The organism is Petropleomorpha daqingensis (assembly GCF_013408985.1).
GTDB lineage: Bacteria > Actinomycetota > Actinomycetes > Mycobacteriales > Geodermatophilaceae > Petropleomorpha > Petropleomorpha daqingensis.
Map to the genome: position 1 here is coordinate 293,341 of NZ_JACBZT010000001.1, position 15,695 is coordinate 309,035.

Here is a 15,695-nt window from a genome sequence, read left to right on the forward strand (position 1 = left end):
CCTCGCGTCCGCCCGTCGTGATCATGACGGACGGGCGCAAGGGGCGCCTCCTAGGCCCGGGGCCCACCGGCGACGTAGATGACCTGTCCCGAGACGAACCCGGCGCCCTCGCTGACCAGGAACGACACCGTGTGCGCGATGTCCTCCGGGTAACCGGCGCGGTTGACCGGGATGCCGGCCGCGCGCTCGGCGACGTACTCCTCCCAGTCACGACCGATCCGGGCGGCGGTCGCCTTGGTCATGTCGCTGACGATGAACCCGGGCGCGATCGCGTTGGCGGTGACGCCGAACTTCCCCAGCTCGATGGCCAGGGTCTTGGTGAAGCCCTGCAGCCCGGCCTTCGCGGTGGAGTAGTTGGCCTGCCCGCGGTTGCCCAGCGCCGAGGTCGACGACAGGTTGACGATCCGGCCCCACTGTGCCTCGGTCATGTACTTCTGCGTCGCCCGCGCCATGAGGAACGACCCGCGCAGGTGCACGTGCATGACGACGTCCCAGTCGTCGTCGCTCATCTTGAACAGCAGGTTGTCCTTGGTGACGCCGGCGTTGTTGACCAGCACCACCGGCGGCCCGAGCTCCGCGGCGATCCGCTCGACGGCCACCTGCACCTGCTCGGAGTCGCCGACGTCGGCGCCGACGGCGAGCGCCCGCCCGCCGGCGGCCTCGATCGCCGACACGGTGTCGCGGGCGTCGTCCTCCTTGAGGTCGACGACGGCGACGGCGAACCCGTCGGCCGCGAGCCGCAGCGCCGTCGCCGCCCCGATCCCCCTAGCCGCCCCCGTGACGATCGCGACGCGGCTCATGCCGAGACCCGCTCGAAGATCGCGGCCAGGCCCTGCCCGCCCCCGATGCACATCGTCTCCAGGCCGTAGCGGGCCTGCCGCCGGTCCATCTCGCGGGTCAGCGTGGCCAGGATCCGCCCGCCGGTCGCGCCGACCGGGTGGCCGAGCGAGATGCCCGAGCCGTTGACGTTGGTGCGCTCGAAGTCGGCCTCGGTGAAGCCCCACTCCCGCGTCACCGCGAGCACCTGCGAGGCGAAGGCCTCGTTGAGCTCGATGAGGTCCATGTCCGACAGCTTCAGGCCGGCCAGCTCCAGCGCCTTGGCGGTCGCCGGCACCGGGCCGATGCCCATCGTCTTGGGCGGTACGCCGCCCACGCCCCAGGAGACCAGCCGGGCCAGCGGGCGCAGGCCCAGCTCGGCGGCCTTCTCCGGCGAGGTGACCACGCAGATGGCCGCGCCGTCGTTCTGCCCGCTGGCGTTGCCGGCGGTCACCGTCGCGTCGGGGTCCTGCTTGCCCATGATCGGGCGCAGCTTGGCCAGCGTCTCGACGCTCGAGTCGGGGCGGATGTGCTCGTCGCGGTCGACCACGGTGTCGCCCTTGCGGCCGCTGATCGTCACCGGCACCAGCTCGTCGGCGAACCGGCCCTCCTCGGTGGCCGCGGCCGCCCGCTGGTGGGAGCGCACGGCGTACTCGTCCTGCTCCTCGCGGGAGATCTTGTAGTCCCGCCGGAGGTTCTCGGCGGTCTCGATCATGCCGCCGGGCACCGGGTGGTTCACCCCACCCGCGGTCACCCGGCCGCGGGCCAGGCCGTCGTTGAGCAGCACGCCCGGGCCGGCCTTGACGCCCCAGCGCATCGCCACGGAGTAGAACGGCGCGTTGCTCATCGACTCGGCGCCACCGGCCAGGACGACGTCGGAGACGCCGTTCTGCACCTGCATCGCGGCGTACAGCACCGCCTGCAGGCCCGAGCCGCAGCGGCGGTCGATCTGCAGCCCGGTCGCGGTCACCGGCAGCCCGGCGTCCAGCGCGGCGACCCGGCCCAGCGCCGGCGCCTCCATGGTCGGGTAGCAGTGCCCGAGGACGACGTCGTCGACCGACTCCGGCGGCAGCCCGGTGCGCTCCATGAGCGCCCTGATGACCGTGGACGCGAGGTCCTGCACGGGCACGTCCTTGAGCGTTCCCCCGAAGCCCCCGACCGGGGTGCGCAGGGGCTCGCAGATGACCGCATCGCGCACGACGCGCCTCCTTCGTTCCGTCCTCCGACCAGCAGGTCGAGTCTGCACTCTTCTTCTCGCACCCGCCCCACCCACCCATGGACCGACCCGGCCCGGGTCTGCGAGGGTGGCTGCGTGCCCTACCCCGGTGCGATCGCCGCGACCACGCCCGACAAGCCCGCCGTGATCATGGCCGGTTCCGGCGAGACGCTCACCTACGCGCAGCTCGAGGAGCGCTCGGCCCGGCTGGCCGATCACCTCCGGACGCTCGGGCTGCGCACCGGTGACGTCGTCGCGCTGCTCACCGACAACCGGCCGCAGGCCTGCGAGGTCTACTGGGCCTGCCAGCGCGCGGGCCTCTACGTCACCGCGGTCAACTGGCACCTCACGGCCGGCGAGGCGGCCTACATCGTCGGCGACTGCGGCGCGCGGGTGCTCATCGCCTCGGCCGCGCTGTCGGACCTGGCCGAGCAGGTCCGCGCCGCGACGCCGTCGCTCACCGACACCCTCGCCTTCGCCGGCGCGATCGAGGGCTTCGGCGACTACGAGGCAGCGCTGGCCGCGGCGGACCCGACGCCGCCGGCCGAGCAGCCGCGCGGTGCCGACATGCTCTACAGCTCCGGCACCACCGGGAGGCCGAAGGGCATCAAACCCCAGCTGCCCGGCCGCGACGTCAGCGAGCCCGGTGACACCTACGTCGCCGTCTTCCAGCCGATGTACGGGTTCGGCGCCGACACCGTCTACCTCTCCCCCGCGCCGATCTACCACGCGGCGCCGCTGCGGTTCGTCGGCGTCATCCACTCGGTCGGCGGCACCGTCGTGATGATGGAGTCCTTCGACGCCGAGGGCGCGCTGGCCGCGATCGAGAGGTTCCGCGTCACGCACAGCCAGTGGGTGCCGACCATGTTCGTGCGGATGCTCAAGCTGCCCGCCGACGTCCGCGGCCGCTACGACGTCTCCAGCCTGCGGGTGGCGATCCACGCCGCGGCGCCGTGCCCGGTCGAGGTCAAGCAGGCGATGATCGACTGGTGGGGCCCGGTGCTCTACGAGTACTACAGCGCCACCGAGGGCATCGGGATCACCTTCATCGACAGCCGCCAGTGGCTGGCCAAGCCCGGATCGGTCGGCAAGGACGGCGTCCTGGGCATCGCGCACGTGGTCGGCGACGACGGCCGCGACCTGCCACCCGGCGAGACCGGCGTCATCTACTTCGAGCGCGAGGAGATGTCCTTCTCCTACCTCAACGACCCCGGCAAGACGGCGGCCGCCCAGCACCCCGACCACCCGAACTGGGCGACGGTCGGCGACATGGGCTACCTCGACGAGGACCACTTCCTGTACCTGACCGACCGCCAGTCGCACATGATCATCTCCGGCGGCGTGAACATCTACCCGCGGGAGATCGAGGACGTGCTCACGCTGCACCCCGCGGTCTACGACGTCGCGGTGATCGGCGTGCCGGACGAGGAGATGGGCGAGCGGGTCCAGGCCGTGGTCCAGCTCGCGGACGGCGTCGCGTGGACGCCGCAGCTCGAGCAGGAACTGCTGGAGCTGTGCCGGTCACGGCTGGCCCGTTTCAAGTGCCCGCGCGGCATCGACGTCGTCGACCAGCTGCCACGGACCCCTACGGGCAAGCTGCTCAAGCACGTGCTCCGGCGGCGGTACGCGGGCCAGCCGGCCTAGATGCTGGGCGCGACCTGCTCGGCGTGGAACAGGTCCCACAGCCCGGTGATCTGCAGCGGGCGGATGACGGCGCGGTGCGAGGCGAGCACGCGGAGGCCCACACCTTCGGTGACGGCGCGGCGGTGGATCGCGGCGAGCGTGCAGAGCCCGGCGGAGTCGAGGAACGTCACCCCGTCGAGGTCGACGATCAGCTCGCGCACACCGGCGTCGAGCTGGGCTTCGAGTGCAGCGTGCAGCTGCGGCGCGGAGGTCGAGTCGACCTCGCCGGTCGTGGAGACGCGGGCGGAGGAATCGGTGGAGACGACGGACAGGGTGATGAGGTCGTCGCTGGGGGGATCGAGCGTGGCGGTCACGGGTGGCCTCTCAGGGCTTGCTCCGGACCAATGAAAGGAAAAGAGGCGTCCGTTCGACGCCAGTCCGCCCGGCACTGGCAGTTCACGGCTTGCTGGTTGAACCGCGAGATCGACGGTACGGATCATGCTCGTGCAGCGCAAGGGCCCGCCGTTCTGCCTGGTCAGACCCATGGAAACCGTCGTGGCCATCCGCGCGGATACTGGATCCGTGGCGAAACGGTGGTTGATCGGCGGCGGCATCTGGGTGGTCCTGACGGCGCTGGTCTTCCTCCTGCTCAACCCGATCCTCGCCGCGTTCATCGCGATCGTCACCGCGACCGCCGTCGTGGTCCTCGCCCTGGCGGCCAACTGGGAGGACCACTCGACGTTCGAGCAGCGGGAAGCGGCCCGCGCGGTGAAGCGCAAGGAGAAGTGGGACCGCAACAAGGACGTCCGCGAACGCGACCGGGCCCGCTGGGAGGCCCACCAGGCGCAGCAGGCGCGCAAGGCCGAGCAGTAATCCCCTCGACAGCCCGCAGGGCACGCCCCTAGCGTGCCCGGCATGCGGAACTCCTGAGAGCTGCGACGTCCCCCGGTCACCGCTGTTCCCGCGGTGCGCCCCTCGCCCGCTCCCTGGAGGTCCCCCTTGTCCCGCCCTGCGCACTCCCCCGCCGACGACGCGTCCGCCACCGCCCGCGCCGCCCTGCCCGACGACGACGCGGTCCGCTTCGACCGGCTCACCTCGGCGGTCCTCGCCTCGTCCGCGCTCGGCCCCGCGCTGCGCGCGGTGCTCCCCGGCCCGGCCGGCTTCCGCTGGCTGCACACCGAGGGGCTCGCGCCGACCGCCCGGCCGGCCGCGCTGACCGCCGACCAGTGGCTGTCGCTGTTCCGGGTCTGGACGACGTCGGGCCGGACGCCGTCGGGCGCTCCCGGCGGACGCGGTCCGGCCGGACGCCCCACGAAGGGCCACGGCCACGCGCCCGGCGCCCAGGCCGCACCCCGCTGGTTCTAGCCGAGCCCGTCCTCGGCGGCGAGCGCCGCGGCGCGGTCGGGGTGGGCGAACGCCTCGGCGAGCGCCTGCCGCAGCGGCCACGCGCCGGCCCGCCAGGCCAGCGCGCGGCCGAGGGCGTCCGGCGTCCCGTCCACGGAGTCGAACTCCGCGCCCGGCCACCAGGCGACCCGGCGTCCGCCGATGGTGAGCCGGTCGTGGACGGCGACCTCGCCGTCCAGGACGTCGACGCCGAGCCGGGCGGCGGCGAGCGCGGCGCCGGGCAGCTCCCGCCACGCCAGCCGCCGGTCCGGCGTGCCCTCGGGGGCGCCGGACACCAGTTCGCTCGCCAGCGGCAGATCGAGCAGGTCGGCGACGGCGTCCGGCTGCCCGCCGGCCGGTACCAGCGGCGCATCGACCAGTGGCTGCAACCACGGTGCATCGAGGACGACGGCCTCCTCGACCACCCGGTCCGGTGCGACGCGGACCCGGGGCGGGGGGTCGACGTCCACGCCGTCCAGCGCCTCGGCGAGCCGGCCGTACACCGTGCGCAGCAGCTCCGGCCGGACCGTGCGCGCCGGGTCACCGAGCCGCTGGAGCAGGTCGGTCGAGGCGTCGACGTCGTCGAGGACCTCGTCGAGGGTGGCCGGCGGGCGCAGCAGGTCGAGCAGGGCGGGCTCGACGTCGACCGGTTCGTACAGTCCCTGTAGCGAGGTGCTCCGCGGGTCGCGCAGCCGGTCCGGTCGGCGTCCGTCCAGCACGGGGTGGGTCGACAGCCACCACCGCAGGTAGCTCGGGACGTCGGTGTCCCCCAGCCGGACGTCGACCCAGGCCTGCGCCGGCAGTGCGGCGAGCAGGGCGAGTGCGTGGGACCAGTCGGTGACCAGCTCCAGGTCGCGGACGGCGGTCAGCGGCGGCCACTGCGGCGGCGGGGCATCGCGCGGCAGCCGGTCGAGGACGGCGTCCACCCACTCGCCGGCGCCGTCGACGTCGAGGTCGTCGGGCTCGTCGGCGGTGGTCAGGGCGAAGGTGTCGAGGACGCCGACCGCCCGGAGCGCGTCGCGGTCGGCCGCCGGCTCGCCGAGCACCCCCAGAGCGCCCGGCTCGAGGACCTCGGCGAGCGGGGAGCCGGGCAGCACGAGCTCGCCGGCCGGCGCCCAGCCCCCGTCGGCGTCGGGCAGCGCGAGCTCGGCCAGCCACGGCAGCTCCCCCGGCCGCACGTCCGCGGCGGCGACCAGCGCCAGCACGGCCTCGGCCAGCGCGGCGGGGTCGTCGACCTCGCCGTCCTCCACGGCGTCGACCGACCGCTCGACGACGTCGCGCACGAGCGGATCGGCGAGCACCGCGGCGGCGGTGGCGGGCCGTGCGCCGAGCCGCTCGAGCAGGCGGCGGCCCGGTCCGGCCGCCGCCTCGGGCACGGCGATCCGCAGCCCCAGCGGGGCGAGCCGGTCGGCCGGCAGGCCGGGCTCGGGCAGCAGCACGCCGGCGGGGCCGTGCGCGGTGCGGCCGTCGGCGAGCGGCACGGGCAGCGCACCGAGCTCCTCGCGGTCGGCGTCGGCGAACGCCGCGTAGAACCGCGCCCACCAGCCCGGCGGCCGGTCGATCCCGCGCACCGCCTCCACGACCTCGGCCAGGCCGATCCGCCGCACGCCGAGCGCGGCCAGCACGGGTGCGTCGGTGCGTCGCGACCAGTTCGCCGGCAGCAGGCCCGGGACGACGCCGGCCAGCGCGGCGACGCGTTCCTCGGTGGGGTCGTCGAGCGCGACCGCCCGGTCGGGTCGCTGCAGTTCGTCGTCCTCGCCGGCGACCGGGAGCCAGGCGAGCCCGCGCAGCCGGTCGAGCACCGCCCGGGCCAGAGCGGCGTCCAGCTCGGCGGCGGCCAGCCCGACCCGCGGCACGAGTGCGAGGACGCCGGCCTCCCGCGGCAGGCCGGAGAGCAGGTCGGCGTAGGTGTCCGCGGCGACCCCGACGAGGTGGTCGGTGACCGGGCCGGGCAGCACGTGCCGCCGATCAGGACCGAGCGGGAACGGCGCGATCAGCCGCGCGGGCAGCGACAGCGGCTCGTCGCTCGGCGTCGGCGCGTGCACCACCTGCCGCCCGGTCAGCGGACCGGCCACCGGGACCGCCCAGGTGACGGTGTAGCCCCGCCGCTCGCGCTCCTCGACCGGCCGGTCGGCGAGCAGCTCGGCCGGCACCTCCCCCGACCGCTGCGCCACGTGCCACTCGCCGTCCTCGATGGCGAGGTTGCGGATCGCGCCCTGGGTGTCGATCTCGATGCGCTCGAGCCCGGGCAGGGCCAGCAGCAGCTCGGCGTCGAGGGCCTCCAGCGCGGCCGCCACCGCGGCGTGCGCTCCGGGCCGCAGCGGCAGCACGACCTCGGTGGCGAACCCGTCCGGCGGCGATCCCTCCGCGGGCCAGGGCAGCCGCAGCGCCGGGACGGCGCCGTCCCGGCGGGCCAGCTCCTCGGTGAGCGACGGCAGCGCGGCCACCTCCGCCCGCGTGCGGGCCGCGCTGAACGCCACCCCGCCGCCGGTCGACAGCACCACGGGCTCGTCGCTGACCGCGAGCACCGCTGCGAAGCCGACGCCGAACCGGCCGACGGTCGCCGGTCCGTCGCGCTTGGCCGACGCCCGCAGCGTGGCCAGCGCCTGCACGCCGGCGGCGTCCAGCGGCGCGCCGGTGTTGGCCGCGCGCAGCTCGTCGCCGGTCAGCTCCAGCCGCAGCCGGCCGGGCACGCCGGCGCGGACCGCCGCGTCGGCGGCGTTCTGCGCCAGCTCGACCAGCAGCCGGTCGCGGTAGCCGCCGCGGACCAGGTCCTCCTCGGCGTTGGCGTCCTCGCGGAAGCGGGCCGGGGAGTCCGCCCAGGCCGCCAGCACCCGCCGCCGGATCGCCGCGGTGTCGAAGGGATCGGCCACGCGCGACAGCATCGCAGGGGGCCAGCGGTGATCAGGTGACCTGATCGAAGGCTGTCCTCCCGCACCAGCGTTGATACGGGAGGACAGCCGTTGGCGCGGGAGGACGTCGCCCGCCCTCACCTACGCGTCGGTAACTTCGCGGGTAATCTCCGGCCATGTCGCTCGCCGAAGAGATGGACACGGTCACCGCCGCCTCGGCCGGCACGGTCGACCGGCACGCCACGACGGAGACCTTCGAGTCGACCGATCCGGCCAGCGGCGCGGTCGTCGGCGTCTTCCCCGTCCACGACGCCGCCGCCGTCCGCGAGACCGTCGAGCGGGCCCGCCCCGCGGCCTCGCGCTGGGGCCTGCTCGGCTACGACGGCCGCAAGCAGCGCCTCGCCGCCTACCGCGGCTACCTGGCCCGGCGCATGCACGAGCTCGCCGACCTGGTGCACCGCGAGAACGGCAAGCCGCACGCCGACGCGATCCTCGAGATCACCCTCGCGATCGACCACCTCGCCTGGGCCGCCAACCACGCCCGCAAGGTCCTCGGCCCGCGCAAGGTGCACGCCGGGATGCTCGCGGCCAACCACGCCGCCTACCTCGAGTACCAGCCGATGGGCGTCGTCGGCGTGATCGGCCCGTGGAACTACCCGGTGTTCACGCCGATGGGCTCGATCGCCTACGCGCTGTCGGCCGGCAACGCCGTCGTCTTCAAGCCGTCCGAACACACCCCCGCGATCGGCGCCTGGCTGGCCGCCGCGTGGCGGGCCGCCGTCCCCGACGCCGCCGACGCCTTCCAGGTGGTGACCGGCTTCGGCGACACCGGCTCGGCGCTGTGCCGCGCCGGCGTCGACAAGCTGGCCTTCACCGGCTCGGCCCCGACCGGCCGCAAGGTCATGGCCGCGTGCGCGGAGAACCTCGTCCCGGTGCTCATGGAGCTCGGCGGCAAGGACGCGATGATCGTCGACGACGACGCCGACGTGGCGGCCGCCGCCGACGCCGCCGTCTGGGGCGCGATGAGCAACGCCGGCCAGACCTGCATCGGCATCGAGCGCGTCTACGCCACCGAGAAGGTCTACGACGCCTTCGTCGCCGAGGTGCAGAAGAAGGTCGAGGGCCTGCGGCCCGGTTCGGACGACGAGGCCGCCTACGGGCCGATGACCATGGCCTCGCAGGCCGACGTCGTGCAGCGGCACCTCGACGACGCCGCGGCGAAGGGCGGCCGCACGCTCGCCGGCGGCACGATCGAGAACGGCTTCATCGCCCCGACCGTGCTGGTCGACGTCCCGGAGACCTCCGACGCGGTGCGCGAGGAGACCTTCGGCCCGACGCTCACCATCGCCAAGGTGCGCGACGCCGAGCAGGCACTCGAGCTGACCAACGACTCCGCCCACGGCCTCGGCGGCTCGGTCTACTCGAAGTCCAAGGACCGCGCCATGGACCTCGCCCGGCGGATGCGCAGCGGCATGACCTCGATCAACTCCGTGCTCACCTTCGCCTCGGTGCCGTCGCTGCCCTTCGGCGGCGTGGGCAACAGCGGCTTCGGCCGGATCCACGGTGAGGACGGGCTCAAGGAGTTCACCCGCGCCAAGGCGATCACCCGCCAGCGGGTACCGCTGCCGGTGAACCTGATGAGCTTCGGCCGGCCGGCGCAGGCCGCCGACGCGCTCGCCCGGGTGATGGGCCTCGTCCACGGCCGGCACCGCTGATGGCAGAAGTCGCGACTTCTGCCGAGTTCGACGTCGTCGTCGTCGGGGCCGGCTCGGCGGGGTCGGCACTCGCGGGGCGGCTGTCCGAGGACCCGTCGCTGAAGGTGCTCATCCTGGAGGCCGGCGGCTCGGACGACGTCCTCGAGGTGCAGATCCCGGCGGCGCTCTACAAGCTCTGGCGCACCCGCCGCGACTGGAACTACACGACCGAGCCGCAGCCGGGCCTGGGCGGACGACGGCTGTTCTGGCCCCGCGGCAAGATGCTCGGCGGCTCGTCGTCGTTCAACGCGATGATCTACATCCGCGGCGCGGCAGCCGACTACGACGAGTGGGCGAAGCTCACCGGCGACCCGTCGTGGTCCTACGAGCACGTCCTCCCCCTGTTCAAGCGGATGGAGGACAACGCCCGCGGCGCCGACGAGTTCCACGGGGTGGGCGGCCCGCTGCGGGTCGAGGACCTCCGCTCGCCGCACCGGTGGAGCCGCGCCGTCGTCCAGGCCGCGGTGGCCGCCGGCTACCCGCGCAACGACGACTTCAACGGTGCCCGGCAGGAGGGCGTCGGCTTCTACCAGGTCACCCAGAAGCGGGGACGGCGCTGGTCGGCCGCCGACGCCTACCTCAAGCCCGCGATCGACCGGCCCAACCTGACCGTGCTCACGGGCGCGCAGGTGACCCGCGTGCTCGTCGAGGGTGGCCGGGCGACCGGTGTCGAGTACCGCCGCGGCGGCACGCTGCACGTCGCCCGGGCGGCCTCGGAGGTCGTGCTCTCCGGCGGTGCGATCAACTCCCCGCAGCTGCTGCTGCTCTCGGGCATCGGCCCGGCCGCGCACCTGCGCGAGGTCGGCGTCGACGTCGTCCACGACCTGCCCGGCGTCGGGCTCGGGCTGCAGGACCACCCGCTGGTGCCGGTCATCTGGCACGTGCGCGGCGGCAAGTCGCTGTTCCGCGCCGAGTCGCCGTCGGGGTACGCGCAGTGGTTCGGCGCCCGGCGCGGCCCGCTGACCTCCAACCTCGCCGAGAGCGGCCTGTTCACGAGGTCGCGCGAGGACCTCGCCGAGCCCGATCTGCAGTTCCACTTCCTGCCGGTGAAGTTCTGGCGGCAGGCCGAGGTGGACCCGGACGTCGACGCGTTCACCGCCGCCGCCGTGCTCGTCGACGTGCACTCCCGCGGCTCGGTGCGGCTGCGCTCGGCCGACCCGACGTGGGCGCCGGCGATCGACGCGGGCTACCTGACCGACGAGCGCGACCTGGACGCGCTGGTGTGCGGCATCGAGAAGGCCCGCGAGATCGCGCAGGCCGCCCCCCTGGCGTCGGTGCTGGCCGACGAGTGGTCGCCGGGCGGGACGGTGCAGGGCCGCGAGCCGCTGCGGACCAAGGTCCGGGAGACCCTCGAGTCGCTGTACCACCCGGTCAGCTCCTGCCGGATGGGCACCGATGACCTCGCCGTCGTCGACCCGACCCTGACCGTGCACGGGCTGGAGGGGCTGCGGATCGCCGACGCCTCGGTCATGCCGACGCTGGTGCGCGGCAACACCAACGCGCCGACGATCCTCATCGCCGAGCGGGCCGCCGACCTGATCACCGGACGCACCGTCGACCCCGCTCTGACGGCGCACCGCTGACGCCCCGGACGAGCGGGGTCCCCGCGCAGGCAGGGACCCCGCCGCCGGGAACGCGGATCAGACCTGGAAGAAGGTGCGGGACGCGTCAGCCACCGTGGTGCTGACGTTGTTCGTCGTGTCGGTCAGCACGATGTTCGTGTAGGACACGCTGGCCAGGACCCGTCGCTGACCGCTGGGGCAGGTGAAGCTCGGGTCCTGCAGCGGCCCCGTGGTCAGGCTGGCCACGACCCGGCCGTTCTTCGACGCGAAGCTGCCTCCGGTCGACACCTGACCTTCGACGGCCTCCTTGTTCGCGGCCTGCGGGTGGTTGCCGCCGCCGTTGATGCAGGCGTACACGGCGGTGGCGTCGGCGGTGAGCGTGTAGTCGATGTTGCCGTTGCCGAGGCCGCGCTCGTCGAAGCTGACGACCAGCGCGCCTGAACTGTTGACGCTGGAATCGGCCGAGTGGAACTTCCCCGTGTCGGCCGACGCGGACGCGGCGAACAGCAGGACGAAGGCGCACGCCGTCAGAACGGCCAGCGCGACGCGCACCGAGGATGCCTTGTGCATCGCTGTCTCCTCAGGAAGGAGGGGTGTGCCGCGCGATGCGGGAGCCCGCGTACGTGCGTGGGCGCGACGCATCGCCGGCACTCAGAACGGGAAGTCCGGCGATACGCTGCGCGCACCCCCGGGCCGGTCACGCACGGCGTGACGACAGAGTGGTGAGCCCTGTGGTGGCGGTGGAGCGGGATCGGTTCGGGGGCCCCCGCGACCGCGGCCCCGGAGCAGCAGTCCGGCTCGAGCTCGTGGGCATCGCGGCGGCTCCCCTGGCGGAGGGTCGGCTCCGGCCTCGCCACGTCGTCGGTACGGCGAGAACCCCTCGCTGCGGGGCCTTCCACGGGGTTCCGTCCGGAACCCTTCCGGGAGGGTGCGAGGGTCACGCTGGGGAGTCAAGAGCGGACCCAACCGCAGGAACACGCCTCGGTGGTGGCCGTGGCGAGCCGTTCTCGATCCGGTACGGCACGTGAGGCAACTGACCGTTCAACCACCCGGTCCCCGTGCATCCGCGCTACGGGGCGTCGTCCGGAGTCGGTTGTTCCACCGACAGCAGGACGTGCGCCGAGCCGCCGCACTCGTCCTGCCTGCCGATCGGCGTGTAGTCGAGCCGGTAGGTCCGTTCGAGCAGTTGCGTGCCGGTCGTCGCGTCGGTCACCGTGACGACGACCGACCGGGGCCGCAGGACGGTCGTCGCGATCAACCGGGCGCCGGGATAACCGGTCTCCGTCGCGTGCGCGAAGCCGCACTCGGCGCCTGGCAGGCAGTGCACGGCGAGGACGAGGTGCTCCGCCCCGGGCCACCCGTCGGCCAGGTGGACGAAGACCTTCGCGGGATGGGCCACCTGGCAGATCGGCTTCCCGCACGTCGCGGCGGCCGACAGGACGGCTGCCGCGGTCAGCACCAGCGCCGTCCGGCAGCGGCGCGCGGAGCTGTGGTTCCGGCCGGACATGCTGCGCCTCTTGGTTCGGCGGTGTCGGGACAGTGTGCTCGCGGTCGGGCGGTCGCGGCGACCGCCCGACCGCGGTGGGTCAGCAGGGCGTGGCGGGACCGGCCGCGGCGCAGCCGTCGTCGACGACGGGCAGGGGGCCGCTCGGCGTCGTGGCGACGTCCGGCGCAGGGCGGCCCGTGCCGGTCAGGACGACGGTCAGCGTCACGGCGGCCGCGACGACGACCACGACGGCGGCGAGCAGGATGCGGTGCCCGGCGGCCCAGACGTAGGCGGCCCCGTGGGTGAGCGTGGTCATGGCGGTTCCTTCCGGGGTGCGCGGGAGGCGGTCCCTCCCCCAGTGCGCCCGAGCGTCGACCGCCGGATCCGCGCGCGGTATTCGCCTTCGGGCGTATTCCGCGGGCGTCGCCGGGGCCCTAGCGTTCAGGGCGCACGTCACCTGCCGGAGCAGCCATGAGCACGTCGGACCTGCGCGCGAGCGACCTCGATCTCCTCATGAGCACCGTGGCGGAGGCGTACCGGGACGACCCCGGCGAGGGGATGCCCTGGGCGCTCCTGCTCGGCCTGGCCGAGCTGATCCCGTGCGACCTCGGCGTCTGCTACCAGCACCACGACCACCGCGCGTGCCGGACGCTGCTGATGCAGGGAGTGGAGCCGGGCGGCGGGCGCGAGCCGGTCTGCGGGCCCGAGGAGCCGGCCCCGGACGACCCGTTCTGGCAGCTGTGGTGGCAGGCGACGTGCTCGTGGCCGCAACGGACCGGGAACCTGCACCGCGTCGTCCACACCGGCGACTTCTTCCCGACGGAGCGCGCACGGCGCGCGGACCCGATGAGCGAGGTCCTGCCGGAGATGCGCTACGACATGATGCTGTCGCTGCCGGCTCCACCGGGGGAAGCACGGAGGATCCTGTTCTTCCGCGCCGAGGACCCGTCGTTCACCGAACGGGAGCGGCAGCTCGCCGAGCTGATCCGTCCCCACGTGCAGGAGATCTGGCTCGACGCCGAGCGGCGGCGGGCCGGCGTGCCGACGTTGTCGCCCCGGGAGTGGGAGGTCCTGTCGCTGGCCGCGGCGGGCCGCTCGTACGGCGAGATCGCCGGGCAGCTGTACGTCTCCACGGGCACGGTCCGCAAGCACATGGAGCACGTCCGGGAACGGCTCGGCGTGCACAGCGTCGCCGCGGCCGCGGCGATCGCCATGCCGCACGCGCCCGCAGTCCGGTCCCGCTGAGGACGTTCGGCCCGGTATCTCCCCCACCCGCGCCCGCTCTGACGGGCATGGACAACGCCACACCGATCCCCGGCTACGGCGACCTGCTCCAGGCCGCCTGGTCGCTCGGCCGCGCCGACGGCCTGTTCGCCGCCGCGTTCGAGCCGGACGTCGCACCGCTGCCGGCCACCGACGTGTGCCAGGGCCGCCACCCCGACGAGTTCGCCGCCGAGCTCTGGGGCGACCAGCCCGGGCCGCCGCCGAGCGGGCTCACGGTCAACGCTCCCCTCTGGTACGCGGCCGGCTTCACCGTCGGCCTCGCCGACGAGCGCCGCCGGATCGCCGCCCGCCGGCGCGAGGCGTTCGCCTGGATCCGGGTGCGCACCCGCCCGATCCCCCGGGCGCAGGGCTGAGCGATCAGCCGTGCGCCTGCGCCGCGGCCGCCTGGAGCGGCGGCTGCGGGAAGCCGGTCGGCGTGCCCGGCCGGCGCAGCGAGATCGACAGCGCCGAGGCGAGCAGGCACAGCAGGCCCGCGCCGTACCAGGCCGGGTTGTACGAGCCGGTCAGGTCGCGGACGACGCCGCCGCCGAACGCCGCGATCGCCGAGCCCACCTGGTGCGAGGCGAACACCCAGCCGAAGACCACCGGGGCACGCGCACCGAAGAACTCCCGGCACAGCGCCAGGGTCGGCGGCACGGTGGCCACCCAGTCCAGGCCGTAGAAGACGATGAACGCCACCATCGACAGGTGCACGCCCGGCGCGAACAGCGACGGCAGCAGGAACAGCGACAGCCCGCGGAACAGGTAGTAGGTCAGGAGCAGCAGCCGCGGGTCGAACCGGTCGGTGAGCCAGCCGGAGAAGATCGTCCCGGCGATGTCGAAGATGCCGACGACGGCGAGCAGCCCGGCCGCGGTGGTCACCGGCATCCCGTGGTCGTGCGCCGACGGGATGAAGTGCGGCTGCACCAGCCCGTTGGTCGAGGCGCCGCAGATCATGAAGCTCACCGCGAGCACCCAGAACACCCGCGTGCGGGCGGCGTCGGCCAGCCCGCGCAGCGCCGTCCGGGCCGCGCCGGAGCGCACCGGGTCCACGTCGTCGGCGGCCGTGCCGCCGTACGGGACGGCGCCCACGTCGCGCGGCCGGTCGCGCAGCAGCCACGCCACCAGGGGGACGACGGCGAGCGCGGCGGCGGTGGTCGCGAGCGCCGCCGTCCGCCAGCCCCAGCGACCGTCCGCCCACGCGACCAGCGGGAGGAACACCAGCTGCCCCGTGGCGCCGCCGGCGGTGAGGATGCCCGACACCAGCCCGCGGCGGGCGACGAACCAGCGGCCGGTCACCGTGGCGACCAGCGACAGCGCCATCGAGCCGGTGCCCAGGCCGACGAGCAGACCCCAGAGCAGGATCAGCTGCCAGCTCGCCGTCATGAACACGGTCAGCCCGCTGCCGATCGCGGTGATGAGCAGCGCGACCACGACCACCCGGCGGATGCCGAAGCGCTCCATCAGCGCCGCCGCGAACGGCGCGGTCAGCCCGTAGAGGGCCATGTTGAGCGCGACCGCGGCGGAGATGGTCGACACCGACCAGCCGAACTCGGCGTGCAGCGGGTCGATGAGCACGCCCGGCACGGCGCGGAACGCCGCCGCGCCGACCAGCGCCAGGAAGGTCACGCCGGCCACCCACCAGGCGGGGTGGATCCGGCGGGTGCGGGACGGCGCCATGCTGCTCACGGCGGACCAGCATGCCGGACGGTTCTCATCGCGAACCAGTGGCCTGACGGC

The 15,695-nt window shown here is 74.2% G+C and carries 15 protein-coding genes; 7 read left to right on the forward strand and 8 right to left on the reverse strand.

The annotated features are described in order from the left end of the window. Positions 1-50: 50 nt before the first annotated feature. On the reverse strand, positions 51-800 hold the full coding sequence (gene fabG, locus GGQ55_RS01460; protein WP_179714788.1) for a 3-oxoacyl-ACP reductase FabG: 750 nt from the start codon (positions 798-800) through the stop codon (positions 51-53). Then, a complete protein-coding gene (locus tag GGQ55_RS01465) occupies positions 797-2,014 on the reverse strand; it encodes an acetyl-CoA C-acetyltransferase (protein ID WP_179714789.1) in 1,218 nt (405 codons plus the stop codon). The genes fabG and GGQ55_RS01465 overlap by 4 nt, the downstream gene beginning before the upstream one ends. A 114-nt stretch (positions 2,015-2,128) precedes the next feature. Here GGQ55_RS01465 and GGQ55_RS01470 point away from each other — a divergent pair, with 114 nt between their 5' ends. Then, positions 2,129-3,676, forward strand: coding sequence for an acyl-CoA synthetase (locus GGQ55_RS01470; protein ID WP_218859119.1), 1,548 nt, complete (start codon positions 2,129-2,131; stop codon positions 3,674-3,676). Here GGQ55_RS01470 and GGQ55_RS01475 read toward each other — a convergent pair. Then, positions 3,673-4,029 carry an STAS domain-containing protein gene (locus GGQ55_RS01475; protein ID WP_366488524.1) on the reverse strand — a complete coding sequence of 119 codons (357 nt, stop codon included), beginning with the start codon at positions 4,027-4,029 and terminating at the stop codon, positions 3,673-3,675. The genes GGQ55_RS01470 and GGQ55_RS01475 overlap by 4 nt on opposite strands. A gap of 124 nt (positions 4,030-4,153) precedes the next feature. Here GGQ55_RS01475 and GGQ55_RS01480 point away from each other — a divergent pair, with 124 nt between their 5' ends. Both GGQ55_RS01480 and GGQ55_RS01485 read left to right on the forward strand, forming a co-directional pair. Beyond that, positions 4,154-4,528, forward strand: coding sequence for a hypothetical protein (locus GGQ55_RS01480; protein WP_179714517.1), 375 nt, complete (start codon positions 4,154-4,156; stop codon positions 4,526-4,528). Positions 4,529-4,654: 126 nt separating this feature from the next. Then, positions 4,655-5,020 (forward strand): hypothetical protein, encoded by a 366-nt coding sequence (locus tag GGQ55_RS01485; protein ID WP_179714790.1) that lies wholly within the window; start codon positions 4,655-4,657, stop codon positions 5,018-5,020. Here GGQ55_RS01485 and GGQ55_RS01490 read toward each other — a convergent pair. Beyond that, positions 5,017-7,911, reverse strand: a complete 2,895-nt coding sequence (locus tag GGQ55_RS01490) for a sacsin N-terminal ATP-binding-like domain-containing protein (protein ID WP_366488526.1) — start codon at positions 7,909-7,911, stop codon at positions 5,017-5,019. The two genes, GGQ55_RS01485 and GGQ55_RS01490, sit on opposite strands and share 4 nt — an antisense overlap. Positions 7,912-8,066: 155 nt before the next feature. Here GGQ55_RS01490 and GGQ55_RS01495 point away from each other — a divergent pair, with 155 nt between their 5' ends. Both GGQ55_RS01495 and GGQ55_RS01500 read left to right on the forward strand, forming a co-directional pair. After that, positions 8,067-9,605, forward strand: a complete 1,539-nt coding sequence (locus GGQ55_RS01495; protein ID WP_179714792.1) for an aldehyde dehydrogenase family protein — start codon at positions 8,067-8,069, stop codon at positions 9,603-9,605. Continuing rightward, the gene (locus GGQ55_RS01500; protein ID WP_179714793.1) at positions 9,605-11,227 is read left to right on the forward strand and encodes a GMC family oxidoreductase; all 1,623 of its coding nucleotides are present in this window, start codon (positions 9,605-9,607) and stop codon (positions 11,225-11,227) included. Before GGQ55_RS01495 ends, GGQ55_RS01500 begins: the two co-directional genes overlap by 1 nt. A 57-nt stretch (positions 11,228-11,284) precedes the next feature. Here the strand turns inward: GGQ55_RS01500 and GGQ55_RS01505 are convergent, their stop codons facing one another. The 3 genes from GGQ55_RS01505 to GGQ55_RS01515 all read right to left on the reverse strand — a co-directional run bounded on the left by GGQ55_RS01505 (position 11,285) and on the right by GGQ55_RS01515 (position 13,008). Next, on the reverse strand, positions 11,285-11,776 hold the full coding sequence (locus GGQ55_RS01505) for a hypothetical protein (protein WP_218859120.1): 492 nt from the start codon (positions 11,774-11,776) through the stop codon (positions 11,285-11,287). A gap of 499 nt (positions 11,777-12,275) precedes the next feature. Beyond that, the gene (locus tag GGQ55_RS01510; protein WP_179714794.1) at positions 12,276-12,713 is read right to left on the reverse strand and encodes a hypothetical protein; all 438 of its coding nucleotides are present in this window, start codon (positions 12,711-12,713) and stop codon (positions 12,276-12,278) included. A 79-nt stretch (positions 12,714-12,792) separates the two neighbouring features. Continuing rightward, positions 12,793-13,008: a hypothetical protein gene (locus GGQ55_RS01515; RefSeq protein ID WP_179714795.1), complete on the reverse strand. Its 216-nt coding sequence runs from the start codon at positions 13,006-13,008 to the stop codon at positions 12,793-12,795. Positions 13,009-13,163: 155 nt separating this feature from the next. Between GGQ55_RS01515 and GGQ55_RS01520 the strand changes: the two genes are divergently transcribed. Continuing rightward, positions 13,164-13,937, forward strand: a complete 774-nt coding sequence (locus GGQ55_RS01520; protein ID WP_179714796.1) for a helix-turn-helix transcriptional regulator — start codon at positions 13,164-13,166, stop codon at positions 13,935-13,937. Positions 13,938-13,984: 47 nt separating this feature from the next. After that, the gene (locus GGQ55_RS01525; protein ID WP_179714797.1) at positions 13,985-14,329 is read left to right on the forward strand and encodes a hypothetical protein; all 345 of its coding nucleotides are present in this window, start codon (positions 13,985-13,987) and stop codon (positions 14,327-14,329) included. A gap of 4 nt (positions 14,330-14,333) precedes the next feature. Here the strand turns inward: GGQ55_RS01525 and GGQ55_RS01530 are convergent, their stop codons facing one another. Further along, positions 14,334-15,635 (reverse strand): MFS transporter, encoded by a 1,302-nt coding sequence (locus tag GGQ55_RS01530; protein ID WP_218859512.1) that lies wholly within the window; start codon positions 15,633-15,635, stop codon positions 14,334-14,336. Between the last annotated feature and the right edge of the window lie 60 nt (positions 15,636-15,695).